General features: G+C 65.8%; 15 protein-coding genes and 1 pseudogene. 6 read left to right on the top strand and 10 right to left on the bottom strand.

Annotated features, from left to right (window positions below):
* The first annotated feature begins 19 nt into the window (after positions 1–19).
* The gene (locus tag A7W11_RS26705; protein WP_066421448.1) at positions 20–1,036 is read left to right on the top strand and encodes a Bug family tripartite tricarboxylate transporter substrate binding protein; all 1,017 of its coding nucleotides are present in this window, start codon (positions 20–22) and stop codon (positions 1,034–1,036) included.
* A gap of 144 nt (positions 1,037–1,180) precedes the next feature.
* The gene (locus A7W11_RS26710; RefSeq protein ID WP_066421450.1) at positions 1,181–1,789 is read left to right on the top strand and encodes an HD domain-containing protein; all 609 of its coding nucleotides are present in this window, start codon (positions 1,181–1,183) and stop codon (positions 1,787–1,789) included.
* Between the two features lie 50 nt (positions 1,790–1,839).
* On the opposite strand, the gene A7W11_RS26715 is transcribed toward A7W11_RS26710, so the two are convergent.
* The 5 genes from A7W11_RS26715 to A7W11_RS26735 form a co-directional block, all read right to left on the bottom strand.
* A complete protein-coding gene (locus tag A7W11_RS26715) occupies positions 1,840–2,157 on the bottom strand; it encodes an NIPSNAP family protein (protein WP_066421462.1) in 318 nt (105 codons plus the stop codon).
* A 107-nt stretch (positions 2,158–2,264) separates the two neighbouring features.
* The gene (locus A7W11_RS26720) at positions 2,265–3,239 is read right to left on the bottom strand and encodes a Bug family tripartite tricarboxylate transporter substrate binding protein (RefSeq protein ID WP_066421465.1); all 975 of its coding nucleotides are present in this window, start codon (positions 3,237–3,239) and stop codon (positions 2,265–2,267) included.
* Positions 3,240–3,374: 135 nt separating this feature from the next.
* A complete protein-coding gene (locus A7W11_RS26725; protein WP_235816978.1) occupies positions 3,375–4,274 on the bottom strand; it encodes a helix-turn-helix domain-containing protein in 900 nt (299 codons plus the stop codon).
* A gap of 110 nt (positions 4,275–4,384) precedes the next feature.
* A complete protein-coding gene (locus tag A7W11_RS26730) occupies positions 4,385–5,224 on the bottom strand; it encodes a metallophosphoesterase (protein WP_066421468.1) in 840 nt (279 codons plus the stop codon).
* Between the two features lie 101 nt (positions 5,225–5,325).
* Positions 5,326–6,015, bottom strand: coding sequence for a DJ-1/PfpI family protein (locus tag A7W11_RS26735; RefSeq protein WP_066421471.1), 690 nt, complete (start codon positions 6,013–6,015; stop codon positions 5,326–5,328).
* A gap of 186 nt (positions 6,016–6,201) precedes the next feature.
* Here A7W11_RS26735 and A7W11_RS26740 point away from each other — a divergent pair, with 186 nt between their 5' ends.
* Together A7W11_RS26740 and A7W11_RS28230 are read left to right on the top strand one after the other, a co-directional pair.
* On the top strand, positions 6,202–7,176 hold the full coding sequence (locus A7W11_RS26740) for a Bug family tripartite tricarboxylate transporter substrate binding protein (protein ID WP_066421474.1): 975 nt from the start codon (positions 6,202–6,204) through the stop codon (positions 7,174–7,176).
* Positions 7,151–8,167: a GlxA family transcriptional regulator gene (locus tag A7W11_RS28230; RefSeq protein WP_162270315.1), complete on the top strand. Its 1,017-nt coding sequence runs from the start codon at positions 7,151–7,153 to the stop codon at positions 8,165–8,167. Before A7W11_RS26740 ends, A7W11_RS28230 begins: the two co-directional genes overlap by 26 nt.
* Before the next feature lie 64 nt (positions 8,168–8,231).
* Here A7W11_RS28230 and A7W11_RS26750 read toward each other — a convergent pair whose 3' ends face one another.
* Entirely contained in the window at positions 8,232–9,176 is a 945-nt protein-coding gene (locus tag A7W11_RS26750; RefSeq protein ID WP_066421476.1) for a DMT family transporter, read from the bottom strand.
* Between the two features lie 130 nt (positions 9,177–9,306).
* Here A7W11_RS26750 and A7W11_RS26755 point away from each other — a divergent pair, with 130 nt between their 5' ends.
* Positions 9,307–9,804, top strand: coding sequence for an Lrp/AsnC family transcriptional regulator (locus A7W11_RS26755; RefSeq protein ID WP_066421479.1), 498 nt, complete (start codon positions 9,307–9,309; stop codon positions 9,802–9,804).
* Positions 9,780–9,908 (top strand): annotated as a pseudogene (locus tag A7W11_RS27805) (DUF1993 family protein); the annotation flags it as partial. The gene A7W11_RS26755 and the pseudogene A7W11_RS27805, both read left to right, overlap by 25 nt.
* An 83-nt stretch (positions 9,909–9,991) precedes the next feature.
* Here A7W11_RS27805 and A7W11_RS26760 read toward each other — a convergent pair.
* From A7W11_RS26760 to A7W11_RS26775, 4 genes are read right to left on the bottom strand one after another with little or no spacing between them, the layout of a single operon-like run.
* On the bottom strand, positions 9,992–10,720 hold the full coding sequence (locus tag A7W11_RS26760; protein ID WP_082887509.1) for an amino acid ABC transporter ATP-binding protein: 729 nt from the start codon (positions 10,718–10,720) through the stop codon (positions 9,992–9,994).
* 29 nt (positions 10,721–10,749) lie between these two features.
* On the bottom strand, positions 10,750–11,844 hold the full coding sequence (locus A7W11_RS26765) for an amino acid ABC transporter permease (RefSeq protein ID WP_082887510.1): 1,095 nt from the start codon (positions 11,842–11,844) through the stop codon (positions 10,750–10,752).
* Positions 11,841–12,983 (bottom strand): amino acid ABC transporter permease, encoded by a 1,143-nt coding sequence (locus A7W11_RS26770; protein ID WP_066421483.1) that lies wholly within the window; start codon positions 12,981–12,983, stop codon positions 11,841–11,843. Before A7W11_RS26770 ends, A7W11_RS26765 begins: the two co-directional genes overlap by 4 nt.
* 24 nt (positions 12,984–13,007) lie before the next feature.
* The gene (locus A7W11_RS26775) at positions 13,008–14,087 is read right to left on the bottom strand and encodes an amino acid ABC transporter substrate-binding protein (protein ID WP_066421495.1); all 1,080 of its coding nucleotides are present in this window, start codon (positions 14,085–14,087) and stop codon (positions 13,008–13,010) included.
* Between the last annotated feature and the right edge of the window lie 60 nt (positions 14,088–14,147).

Genomic DNA, 14,147 nt, shown 5'->3' on the forward strand with positions numbered 1-14,147 from the left:
CCCCTTACGAGGAGACATCATGAAGAACACCCGCTTTGAATGGCATGCGCCGCGCCTGGCTGCGCGGCTGGCGCTATCCGCCGCAACAATGCTGGGCCTGGCAAGCGCGGCACAGATGGCGCATGCGCAAAGTACCTACCCGGACCGGGCCGTCACTTTCGTCGTGCCGTTCTCGGCGGGCGGCGGCACCGACGTCACCGCGCGGCTGATCGCCACCAAGCTCAGCCAGAAGTGGAAGAAGGCCGTGGTGGTGGAGAACCGCGCGGGCGCGGGAGGCCTGATCGGCGCGGATTGGGCGTCCAAGGCCAAGCCCGATGGCTACACCTTGCTGATCGGCAACGTCGGCACGCAGTCGATCAACCCGGCGCTCTATACGCATCTGCCCTACAACGCCAAGACCGCCTTCACACCAATCTCGCTGATCGCGGAACTGCCCATCGTCATGCTGGCCTCGCCGTCCTTGCCCGTGAAATCGGTGCAGGACTTCGTCACGCTGGCGCGCGCCAATCCCGAGAAATACACCTTCGCCAGTTCGGGATCCGGCAATTCCACGCATCTGGCCGGCGAGATCTTCCAGGATGCCGCCAAGCTGAAGATGCTGCATGTGCCGTACAAGGGCGGCGGACCGGCGACGGCGGATCTGATCGCCGGACATGTCGATATCCAGTTCACGTCGGTGCTGGAATCCACGGGGCATATCAAGGGCGGACTGGTGCGTGCCTTGGCGGTGACCAGCGCACAACGCACGCCAGCCTTGCCCCACGTTCCGACGCTGGCCGAGGCCGGGGTGTCCCATGCCGAGGCCGGTTCATGGATCGCGCTGCTGGGCCCCGCGAACCTGCCCGCCCACATGGCGCAACAGATCTCAAGGGACATTCACGAGATCATCACAACGCCCGAGATCAAACGCACCCTGCTCGAACAGGGTGCCACCGCGGTCGGCAGCACGCCGGAGGAACTGGCGAAAGTGATCGCGGCGGACAGCGAGCGGTATGCGCAGGTAGTGCGGAAGCTGGGGTTGAAGGCCAGCAATTGATGAGCATGGCCGGCGAACGTGGCGCCCCCCGCCCGCCACGACGCCGGCACTCCCTGTGCCGGCCTGGCGTCCCTGTAGACTGAGGCATCCGGACGCGCGCCCGCCCATGGCAACCGCCGCGCCCTCTCCACACAAGGAACCGCCTTGGCGCATGACCTTCCCGCCGACACGCTGGCCGCACAGCTCGAATTCCTGATCGAGCTGGACAAGCTCAAGTCCGTCCTGCGGCAATCGCCCCTGATCGACCGCAGCCGCAAGGAGAACTCGGCCGAACACTCCTGGCATCTGGCCATGTTCGCGCTGGTGCTGTCCGAACACGCCAAAGACGTCGACGCGCTGCACGTGGTCAAGCTGCTGCTGGTCCACGACATCGTGGAGATCGACGCTGGCGACCATCCTTTCCATGCGCCGGGCGCCCAGGCCGACGCCATCGCTCAAACGGAGCAGGACGCCGCCCGGCGCATCTTCGGCATGCTGCCTGCCCGGCAGGCCGATGAACTGATCGCGCTCTGGCAGGAATTCGAGGCCGCCGAGACACCGGAGGCCATCTTCGCCAAATCGCTGGACCGGCTGCAACCCCTGCTGGTCAACACACAGGCCGATGGTGGCACCTGGACCGAGAACGGCGTCACGGAACAGCAGGTCGTCGACCGCTACGGCCCCGTCATCGCGCGCGGCTCATCCTCCCTCTGGGATGCCGCGCACGAATTGGTGCGCAAGCATTTTTCCGGCGATGGCCAGGCGCTGAAGTAGCGTTCCCGCCGCTCCCTGCGCGCGTTTCACCCGGAACGATGCCGCACGCGTCAGGGCTTGAAGAAGGACGTGGGGGTCATCAGGCGGTTCTCCTGGCTGACCAGCCATCCCGCCTCAGCGCTCCTGGCCAGGTAGGAAGCCCATTCCGGATCTTTCTGCAAGGCCTCGCGGCGCGACTGGCGGTCGGCAGCGTCGCGGTAGACCCAGATGTGCATGTAGCTGTTGACGTTGCCAGTCTCGGTCTGCAGGTAAGCCAATGGCTGGCCGAGATGGCGCGACTGCACCGCGTAGCCATGCTCCGCATACAGTGCCAGGTGCTTCCTGATGGTGCCCGCGCGGCAGGTGTAGGTACGAACGTCGTAAAGCATGGAAATGTCCTCGTGTCGAAGAAGGGGGAAACACGCGCGGCAAAGCCGCCCCTCGCGCCTCGCTGGCCACGTGCGATGGGCCTTGCCGGGAAACCGGATGAAGGCGCTCAGTCCGCCGTGGCGCCTGACTGCTTGACCAATGCGCTCCAGCGCGACACGTCCTGGTTCACGTACTGCTGGAACGCAGCATGGCCATCGCCGATGGGATCCGCGCCCAGGCCGACCAGTTTGTCGCGCACCGCCGCATCGGCCACACTCTGCGTGATGGCCGTGGACAGTTTCTCGATCACCGGCGCGGGCGTCGCCGCGGGCGCGAACAGCCCGAACCACGACCGCGCGCTCATCTGCTTGAAATCCGTCTCGGAGAACGCCGGCACCTCGGGCAGCGCGGGATGGCGCTTGTCTCCGGTCACGGCCAGCGGTTTCAGGCGGCCGGCCTGCGCCTGGGACAGCACTTCGGGCAGGTTGGCGAACATGATCTGCACCTGGCCGCCCAGCAGGTCGTTCAGGGCCTGTGCGCCCCCTTTGTACGGGACATGGGTCATCTTCGTGCCGGCCAGCTGATTGAACTGCGCGCCCGCCAGATGAGCGGCCGTGCCCGTGCCGCCCGACGCATAATTGACCCGGGTGCCGTTGCCGCGCGCATAGTCGGCCAGCCCGGCCACCGACGTGACGGGCACTTGCGGATTGACCACCAGCAGCAGCGGCACGGAAGCCAGGTTGGACAGTGCCTTGAAATCACCCGTGAGGCTGTAGTCCAGCTTGGGATACAACGTGGCGTTGATGGCGTGCGCCGACGTCGCCATCAGCAGCGTATAGCCATCCGGCTCGGCGCGCGCCGCGGTCACCGCGCCGATGTTGCCGTTTGCCCCCGCCTTGTTCTCCACCACCACGGGCTGTCCCAACCGGACCGACATCGCCTGCGCCACCGTGCGCGCGATCACATCGGTGGCCCCGCCCGGCGCGAAGGGAACGACGATGCGCAGCGGGCGCTCTGGATAATCGGCGTGCGCGCCGGATGCGGCGCCTGCGAACATCAGGCCGGCGCACAGGCGCAGGCACATGAAGCGGAACGAGTTCATGGTTGTCTCCTTTTCTGGATTTGTCTTTTTCGTGGTGGCGGCGCTGGAACCCGATGAACTGTACGCATCCTCGCCGCCGCAGCGTTAGGACAGATCGGAGCTTGTCTTGGACTTTTCCGCGCGGGAGCCGCGCATTCAGTCGATGAGATGCTGGTAACGGCGGCGGAATTCGCCCGGTGCGCAGCCGCTATGCTTCCTGAAGAAACGCGCGAAGTAGGCGGGATCCTCGAAATTGAGCTGGTAGGCGATCTCCGACACGCCCTTGCCCGTGTTGGTCAGCAGGCGCTTGGCCTCCAGCGCGATACGCTCCTGCACCAGCCGGCTGGCGGTACGGCCCACAGTGCGCTTGACCGCTTCGTTCAACTGCCGCTCGCTGACACACAGCGCCTCGGCGTATTGCCGGATGGCGCCATACTGAAGGTAATGCGCTTCGATCAACAACCCCAGCCTGCGCGTCAGGGCGTGGCTGTCTCCCGCGCCTGCGGAAATCTCTTCCACTGGACACAGCCGCCGCAATTGCGTCAGCAGGATGAGCAGGTAGGACCGGACCACGTCGAAGCGGCCGGTGTTGCGCGCCTGCATCTCGTGTTCGATTTCCTTCAGCAGGGACAGCATGCCGTCGTGTTGCGGCGCCGTCAGATACAGCGCCTGCGCGCCCCGCGTCAGGTGGAAGAAGGGAAACTTGGCGATGTCGTCCTCGCGGGGAAACATCCTGGCGAAGAATTCGGTGCTGATGTTCAACACATAGCCTTGCGGCGGCACCGATGATGTCCAGGTGTGGATCTGCCCCGGCGACAGGAAGAACACCGAATGGTCACGCACGTCGAACTGTTCGAAATCCAGCATGTGCGTGCCATCGGCGCGCGTCATCCACAACAGATGATAGTAGTTGTGCCGATGCAGGAAACCGCGCGGAATGTCCGTGCAATTCTCCAGGCGGGCCAGATCGAAATAGAACGTCCCTGCGCCGGAGAAGTCCGTGGTCTCGATGGTGGGGATGGGTTGCGCAACGGAACCGCTGGCGGAAGCCGGCAAGGCCTGTGTCTCCATGATGTGCGCCCATGAGGGCTTGTTTTGCGCAATCATAGGACACGGATCACGATGGGGATACGTCGCGTTTCCCCTGCATGACCAAGAGTGCGGAGTCAGACCGTACTGGGCGTCCGGGCACCGCCGCACGCCCCGGCGTCCAGTACCAGGGTGGCTTCGAACCTATCCTGCTCGCCTTTGCGGGCGTACCCCAGCGGATTGGCCACCACGCGGCAGCCTTGTTGCACATAGTCGAAGGCGCAGTGCAGGTGGCCGTGCAACCAGAGATCGGCCTTGGGCATCAAGCCGTCCAGGCTGTTGCAGAAACCCGCCGTGCCGGGTGTCAGTCCATAGCGCGGATCCGCGCTGGACAACGTCGGCGCAAAATGCGTCACCGCCACGGTCGGGCCGTCGAAAGGCGTATCCAGTGCCGCCGTCAGCCATTGCTGGCAAACCAGCGCCTGCTCTCTGACCGCATCGGCCATGAAGGGCTGCCCGCCGCGCGTGGTGCCGGCCTTCTCCAGATAGAAATTGGCGGCACGAAAGGCCTTCTCGCGCTTGACCCGGGCCTGCTCCGGCGAGTCGCGCGCCTGCACCAGCGCGTCGAAGTCGGCCCATAGCGTGGTGCCCAGCAGGCGCACGCCATCGATGACCAGGGTTTCGCGCTCCAGCCACTGTATGCCCAGCGACGCGCACAGATTTCGCAGTCGGTCGTGGGCCGCGTCAAAGTCCTGATGGTCATACTCGTGATTGCCCGGCAGATAGACCACGGGCACCGGCCAGCGGTCCTTGGGCGAGAACTGGCGCAAGCCGAATCCCTCGGGAAACGGCTTGCCATCCGGGCGACAGGCGCCGATGTCTCCCGCCAGGATCAGCAGGTCGGCGTCGGCCGCGGCCATCGGCATGAAATCGGTGTTGGTCTCTAGGTGCAGGTCGGACAGTAGCTGGATTTTCATCCGGCTAGATTACCGCCGCCAGAAGACAAGCGGGTTGGCGCGGCGGCAATTCGCGGGCTGGCGTGGCCGGCGGCCCGCAGCGCCCGCGGACCGGGAAAGGGCTAACCGCCCTTCGCCACCCGGGCTGACACCTCGCGCCGCTGACGGATCATCGCATCCGCCTTCTGGCGCACCTGCTCGACCAGCGCGGGATCGGCCACGCGCGGATGGCCGCTCTGGAACGGCGGCGCGGGATCGTATTCCAGCATCAGCTGCAGCGCTTGCGCGGCCGGTTCGCCCCGCAGCGCCGCCAGCACGGTGAAGGCGAAATCCAGGCCCGACGTCACGCCGGCCCCGGTGATCCGGTCGCCATCCACCACCACCCGGTCCGGCACGATCTCGACGCCGAACAGCGCCAGTTGATCGATGGACAGCCAGTGGGACGTGGCCTTGCGTCCTTGCAGCAACCCCGCCGCAGCCAGCAGCAGCGAGCCGGTGCACACCGACGTGACCAGTTCCGCGCCCAGCGCCTGGCCGCGCAGGAACCGCAGTACCTCGGCGTCTTCCATCAAGGGCGTCTGCCCCGGTCCGCCCGGCACCACGATCACGTCGTATTGCGGCGCGTCGGCGAAGGTCCGGTCCGGCAGGATGCGCAATCCCGTGTCCCCCCGGACGGGATCGAGGTCTTTCCAGACCAGTTCCGCCTGACAATCCGGCGCGCGCGCCAGTACTTCGAAGGGCCCCAGGATGTCCAGCGAGGTCATCATGGGGAAGACAAGCATGCCGATGCGGGTTCTGGGTGCGGTATCCATGCCTGTACTTTGCGCCGGAAGCCCTTCCGCCGCCGGACAAAGTGCGGGTATTTCCGGACATGCCAACCGCGTGTTTTCCCTGCGATGTCCGAAAACAGGCCGCTTACGTCCGGTGCCGCGAATGCTGCCGCGCAACACTGGGCGCCAAGGGGAACCGCATTCAGCGGTCGAAAACAAGGATCGATCATGAACCACAGAAGGAAACTCCTGCAGACGCTGGCCGGCCTGGCGTTGCTGCCGCCGGGACTGACGATGGCCCAGGGCAATCAACCTGGCGTGGTGAGGCTGCTGGTAGGCTTTCCGCCCGGCGCCACCGGTGACCGCATCGCCCGCGTGGTGGCGCCCGCATTGGCCGCGAGCCTGCAATCCAACGTCGTCGTGGAGAACAAGTCCGGCGCGGGCGGACAACTGGCGGTCAGCTACGCGCAGGCGGGGCCGGCCGACGGCAGCGTACTGCTGCAGACCATCGGATCATCCATGGTCATCTACCCGCACACCTACCGCAACCTGCCCTACGATCCCTTCCGGGACTTCGTCCCGATCGGCACCGTCGCCACCGCGCCGATCGCCTTCGTCTGCGCGCCGACCGTGCCGGCCAAGACCCTGAAGGAAGCGGTCGAGCTGATCCGGAAGAATCCCAAGCTGGGCTTCTATGGCACCCCGGCATCGGGCAGCGCCTTCCATTTCTCGGGCGTACTGCTGCAACGCGCGCTGGGCAGCGACTTCAGCCAGGTGGCGTATCGTGGATCGGCGCCGGCGCTGGCGGACGTGCTGTCCGGACAGGTGCCATTCGCGTTCCTGGCGCCCAGTGATATTCTGGATCACCATCGTGCGGGCAAGCTGCGCATCCTGGCAGTGACGGGCACCCGGCGCGCCTCGCAACTGCCCGACGTGCCGGTCTTTCCCGAGGAAGGATTCAAGGATCTGGTCAGCCAGGAATGGTTCTCCTATTTTCTGACGCACAACGCCAGCGCCGAGACCATCGCGCGCTACCGTGCCGCCGTGCAGCAGGCCGTGAACGACGAGCGTGTCCGGGCGCCCCTGCTGGCCGCCGGGCTGGAGATCGGCGACGGCAATCCGGACACTCTGGCCGACACCATGAAGAGGGAATATGCGCAGTGGAAGCAAGTCGTCGATGACATCGGCTTCGTCGCGAACTGACGCGATCCCGCCCGCTGCCGTGCGCAGGGGGACGCACGAGATCGGCATCGTGGTGTTCGATGACGTGCTGCTGCTGGACGCCACCGGCCCGGCCGACGTCTTCAGCCGCGCGAACCACCATCTGCGCCACGAGAACGAGCCCGACCGCTACCGCATCACGGCGCTGTCCACGTTCGGCGGCGAGATCACCACGTCGTCCAGCCTGCGCCTGCAGACCGCCGCCCTGCCCTCGCCCGACATCTGCGCCTTCGACACCCTGATCGTGGCCGGAGGACCTGGCGTGATGAACGCCAAGCACGACCTGCAACTGCGGAACTGGTTGCTGGCGGTCGAGCCCCGCGTGCGGCGCGTGGGGTCCGTGTGCACCGGTGCGTACGTGCTGGCCGAGTCCGGCCTGCTGGCGGGCAGGGCCGCGACCACTCACTGGGGGCATATCGAGCGATTTGCGCAACTGTATCCGGCCGTTCGGGTCGATACCGATGCCTTGATCACGCGCGAAGAGAAGATCTTCACCGCCGCCGGCGCCTCGGCCGGCATCGACCTGGCGCTGAATCTGGTCGACGAGGATTTTGGCCGCGGGCTGGCGCTTGTGATCGCCCGTGAACTGGTGGTATTCCGCGTACGCTCGCCGGGCCAGGGCCAGCAAAGCATGGCGCTGGCCGCTTATGGCGGATCGTCGGACAGGCTCAAGCGCGCCACGGACTTCATCCTCTCGCGCCTGGAGCACGGCGTCACCGTGGAGGACGTGGCGGAACACGTCTGCGTCGGCTCGCGGCAGTTGTCGCGCATCTTCAAGGAGACGCTGGGCCTGTCGCCGAACCAGTACATCCGCGCCGCGCAGGTGGACCTGGCCAGGGAACTGGTGTCAGGCACCGACCAGTCGCTGGACAAGATCGCGTTGCGTTGCGGGTTCTCGGGCAGGCAGCAGATGGCGCGGGCGTTCGAGCGCAGGCTGGGAGTGGGGCCGATGGCGATACGGGGGACTGGCTGAGACCGGCCGGCGCCATGCCGCTCGCATCGTTCGAGCGGCAGCCGCCAAGGCGACGGCGATCGACTCAGTCCGCCCTGCCCCGCCGCGTCGCGGCCACCGCGGCCAGCGTCATTCCCAGCAGGATCAGGCCCAGCCCGATCATGAAGACGAACGACAGGGAATTCTTCAGCAGGATCACCGACGAGACGATGCCGATCAAAGGCACGCCCAAGGTCAGGTTCGACATGGCGAACGTACTGATGCGCCGGCCATACTCGGCCGAGATGACGAAGCAGGCGGACGTGGCGACGGGCCCGGTGAAGAACAGCAGCTCCAGCAAGGGCAGGTCGAAGGCAATGGCCGTGGGCGGGCCGTCCAGCGCGAAGGCGAATGCGGCCAGCGGAATCGTGGCCAGCGACATCTGCCAGGGCGCCAACGACAGCGGCGAGGCCTGCCAGCGGTGCCGTTTCACGTGCAGGATCACCACCGACCAACTGATGGCGCCCACCAGCAGGAACGCCGACCCCATCACCATGCCCGGCGCGGACCAGTCCATTTCCCAAGGCGAGCAGATCAGCCCGATGCCCGCCAATCCCACGAACAGGGCCAGCAATTGCAGGCGCGTGGGCGTATTGCGCAGAAGCATCCAGCCGGCCAGCACCGACCAGAGCGGCGTGGTGTAGGCCAGCAGCACCGCGCGGCTGGTGTCGACGTGGGTCATGGCGATCATGCCCAGGCCCGTGAATACCATCATCTGCAGCAGCCCCATGCTGGCCACGATCGGCCAATCGGCACGCGGCGGAAAGCGCAGCAGGCCGCGCGCCGCCGTGAACACGAACAGGCATGCCGCGGCGCTGCCGAAACGAATGGTGGCCAGCCACAGCGGCGGCACCGACTCGAGCGCGATCTTGGTGGCCGGCCAGCTCAGCCCCCACAGCAGCACCATGACCGCGAGCCAGGCAGCAGTGTCGAGCTGCCCCGGCGACATACGGCGTTGGGGAATGGCAACCAGGGATTTTGAACCGGACATACACAACCAGGGCAACGGCTTCGAGGCAGAGAATCTTATCGAAGCGGCGCGGGTATATCTCTTCTATTTATCCTGTAATTTCTCAATATAAGGATAAACTTACCCATAAATATCAAAATATAGGTAAAACATCTTGAACGGCATCGAACTCGACGAAGCCAGCCTGCGCATCCTGCATGAATTGCAGAACAACGCCGAGCTGAGCAATGCGGATTTGGCCGAGCGGATCGGCCTGTCGCCGTCCCCCTGCTGGCGGCGCGTGTCCGAGCTGAAGCAGAGCGGCGTGCTGCGCGGCTCGGTGTATCTGGTGGATCCGCTGAAGCTGGGCCTGGCCGTGAACGTCTTCGTGCACGTCTCGCTCAAGCAGCAGGACAAGGACTCGCTGAACGTGTTCACGGAAGCCATCAGCCAGCGCCCCGAAGTGATGGAGTGCTACCTGATGAGCGGCGACGCCGACTTCATGCTGCGCGTGGTGATCCAGGACCTGATCAAGTACCAGACGCTGCTGATCGACTGCCTGACCCAGATTCCCGGCGTGGCCAGCATCCGTTCCAGCTTCGCGCTGAGCCAGGTGAAATACACGACGGCGTTGCCGACGGCGCATTGTCGGGCAGTACCTACCCGCTGAACTATGGCCTGCCGCAGTTCTTCTTTCGCGTCACCACGTCATACGCCATCCTGCGCCACAACGGCGTCGAGATTGGCAAGCGCGATTACATGGGCCAGTACTGATTCCGGGCTGAGTGGACACGGGTCAACGCTGGCTGCCACAAGGCAGTCAACCTGTACCGGGCTCCTTTTCGGGCTGACAGGCCCTAATGCAGAATGCGTGCAAGAAATGCCTGGGTCCGCTCATGCCGGGGATTGCCGAAGAACGCATCCGGCCTGGCCGACTCCAGTATCCGGCCGCCATCCATGAACACCACCCGGTCTGCCACGTTGCGGGCAAAGCCCATCTCGTGCGTGACGCAGAGCATGGTCATGCCGTCTTCGGCCAATGACGTCATCGTATCGAGCACCTCCTTGACCATCTCCGGATCCAGCGCGGAGGTGGGCTCGTCGAACAGCATGATGCGCGGCTGCATGCACAGCGAACGCGCGATGGCCACGCGCTGCTGCTGCCCGCCGGACAACTGCCCCGGGTACTTGCCCGCCTGATCCGGAATCCGTACCCGCGCCAGATACTGCATCGCCAGCTCGACCGCCTGCGCGTGCGCCATGCGCTTGACGTGCATCGGCGCCAGGATGCAGTTCTCCAGCACCGTCAGGTGCGGAAAGAGGTTGAAGTGCTGGAACACCATGCCCGCCTGCGCGCGCACGCCGTCAATGGCGCGCAAGTCATCGGCAAGCTCCACCCCGTTGACCACGATGCGGCCTTGCTGATGGCGCTCCAACCGGTTGATGCACCGGATCATGGTGGACTTTCCCGAGCCCGACGGCCCGCAGATCACCAGGCGTTCGCCGGCCGCGACCTGCAGGTCGATATCGCAAAGCACCTGGAAATCGCCATACCACTTGTTCATGCCGGAAATGCTCACGGCCATCGGTGCGGCCGGGCCGCCATGCTGTTGCGTCAACGGAGTTCCCCTTTTTTGAAGCGCCGCTCCAACCACATCGAGTATCGCGACAGGCCGAAGCAGAGGCAGAAATAGATGGCCGCGATGAAAAGATAGGTTTCCACGTACGGCGTGGGCCAGGCCGGATCGGTCAGCGCGGCGCGGCCCGAACTGAGCAGGTCGAACAGCCCCACGATCAGCACCAGGCTGGTGTTCTTGATCATCACGATGGCAGTATTGGTCAGCGGTGCGATCACCTTGCGCATGGCCTGCGGCAACACCACCAGCCGCGTCATCTGCCACCACGACAGTCCCAGCGCACGCGAGGCCTCGATCTGCCCCGCAGGCAGGGATTGCAGGCCGCCCCGGATCACCTCGGCCAGATAGGCCGCCGAGAAAACGGTGAGCGCGATACCGGCGCGCAGCAGGCTGTCGATGGTCATGCCGGCCGGCAACATGATGGGCAGCACGATGGATGCCATGAACAGCAGGCTGATCAACGGCAGGCCGCGTATCAGTTCGATCACGCAGATGGCGATGAAACGCGCGGCCGGCAACGATCCGCGCCGCGCCAGCGCCAGCAGGGTGCCCAGGGGCATGCCGACGCCCAGCGCGCACACGGCCAGCAGCAACGTCACCGGCAGGCCGCCCCACGATGCGGTCGGCACCCGAGTCAGGCCGGCCCATCCGCCCAGCATCAGCGCCAGCGCGGCGGCCATGCCGGCCAGCCACAGCCCCACGGTGCGCAGGCGCCATTGGCGGGGATCCAGCGACACCACCACCATGGCGAGGATGAAGACGCACACCACGGCGGGCCGCCATTGTTCCCCGCGCGGGTAGATGCCGAACAGGATCTGGTTCATCTTCTCGGCCAGGAAGGCCCAGCAGGCGCCGCCAGCCTGGCGGCACATGGCGCCGGGTTCGCCGGGCCATACCGCGTTCAGCAACGACCAATCGACGAATCGGCCCAGCGCATACAGCGCCAGCCCCAATGCGACCAGGGTAGCCACACTGCTGGGCACATTGCCGAACAGGCGGTGCGCCATGCCGCTGCGGCGATCCACGGGCGCGGGCCGGGATGGCGTGGCCGAAGCCATCATGGTCGTGTTCATTTGCGCTCCGTCCGCAGGATGCGCCGGTTGTAGAGATTCATGAATAGCGAAACACTCAGGCTGATGCACAGGTACACCGCCATCAGGATGGCCAGGCCTTCGATGGCCTGCCCCGTCTGATTGATGGTGGTGGTGATCACGAACGACAGATCCGGGTAGCCGACCGCCAGCGCCAGCGTGGTGTTCTTCACGATGGACAGATACTGGCTGGTCATGGGCGGCACGATCACGCGCAGCGACTGCGGCACGATCACCTGGCGCAGCGTGGTCCAGGGCCGCAGGCCCAGCGATTGCGCGGCCTCCCATTGGCCTGGCGCCACCGCATCGATCCCGCCACGGATGATCTCGCCGGAGAACGCCGCCGAGTACAGCGTCAGGCCCACCAGCAACGCCGTGAACTCCGGCGTCAGCGCCGTGCCGCCCACGAAATTCAACCCTTTCAATTGCGGCGCGCTGGTGCTCAATGCCATGCCCCCCCATTGCCAGGCCAGCGCGCAGGCGATTACAGCGATGCCGGCGATGATGCGGCCCAGCGGCAGCGCAGGGCGGCGCTTGCGCAACGGCCGCAGAAGCAGCCAGGCCACCGCCGCCGCCAGCAGCAACCACGGCAGCGGCCACCACTGCCCATGCACCTGGAGGCTGGGAAAGAACAGCCCGCGAATCGACAGGAACACGCCCGGCAAGGGATTGAACGCGTGCCGCGGCGACGGCAGATTGATGGTGACCAGGCTATACCAGAAGAGCAGTTGCACCACCAACGGCGTGTTGCGCGTGATCTCGAGGTACAGCGTGGCGATGCCGTTGACCAGAGGATGCCGGCTGCGCCGCGCCAGGGCCAGCAGGAACCCGAGCACCGTCGATGCCGCGATCACCAGCACCGAGATGTACAGCGTATTGGCCAGCCCCACGGCGAAGGCGCGCGCGTAGCTGTCGGTGGGCCGGTAATCGAGCAGGCTTTCCGATATCGGGAAGCGCGCGGCGTCCGCCAGGTAGCCGAAGCCGGTCGTGATGCCGCGCTGCGTCAGGTTGTAGTGGGCATTCCACGCCAGCCAGGCCAGCGTGCCGAAGAACACGCAGGCGATGAACACCTGCGCCAGCACGGACCGCGCCCGCGCGTCATACCAAAGTCGCTTGAACATGGGTCCGGCCCGCCCGCGTATCGGTCAGTTGAAGACGTAGGGGTACATCAGGCCGCCGTCGCGGTACAGCCGGTTCAGGCCGCGCTCCAGCTTCAGGGGGCTGTTCTTGCCGACATTGCGTTCGAACATCTCGCCGTAGTTGCCCAGCGCCTTGACGATGTTATAGGCCCAGCGCTCGTCCAGCCCCAGCGCCTTGCCGTTGCCCGGTTCGACCCCCAGGAAGCGCGCGATGCGCGGATCCTCGGACTTGAGCATCGCGTCCACGTTGGCTTGCGTGATGCCCATGTCCTCGGCCGCGATGGGCACCTGGATCACGAACTTGACGATGTCGAACCAGCGGTCGTCGCCATGCCGCACCGCCGGCGTCAGCGCCTCGCTGTTGCCGCTGGCGGGGAAGATGACGTAGTCGTCGGGATTCTGCGCCTGCGTGGCGCGCACCGCGGCCAGCGCCGAGGCATCGGTGATCAGCCCGTCGCATCGCCCCGTGAAGAAGGCCTGGCGCGACGCCGCCACGTTGTCGAACAGCACCGTCTTCAAGCCGAGGTTGAACTTGCGCGACAGGTCGGCCACCGTCACCTCGTTGGTCGACCCGGTCTGCACGCAGATGGTCGCCCCCTGCATGTCCTTGGTCTGGGTGATGCCCAGCTCCTTGCGGACCATGAAGGCGTCGTACTCGTAATAGTTGGGGTACGTGAAGTTGATGCCATTGGCATCGCGCCGCAGCGTCCAGGACGTGGTGCGCGGCAGCACGTCGATCTGCCCGGTCTGCAACGCGGTCAGGCGCTGCTGGCCGGTCAGCGGCACGAAGCGCACTTTGTTGCCGTCGCCCAGCACCGCGATGGCGATGGCCCGGCAGGTCTCCACGTCCAGTCCCTTCCAGTTGCCGTCCTTGTCGGGCGCCGAGAAACCGGTGGTGCCGTGGCCCGAGCCGCAGATCACATAGCCCCGCGCGCGGATCTGGTCCACGGTCGGGCTGTTGCTGGACGTCTGCGCCACCGGCGATTCCACGGCGGCGGGCGCGGCGGTCTGCGCGCCCGCCAAGGCGGGCAGCACGATGGCGCCGCCCAGGACGAGCGCGCGCGAAAACGTACGGATACGAAGCATGGCAATTCCCCTTGCGATGTGTGATCGGGCCATCGAGGCTCTTGTCGGCCGGCCCGAGGA

The organism is Bordetella ansorpii (assembly GCF_900078315.1).
Taxonomy (GTDB): Bacteria; Pseudomonadota; Gammaproteobacteria; order Burkholderiales; family Burkholderiaceae_B; genus Bordetella; species Bordetella ansorpii.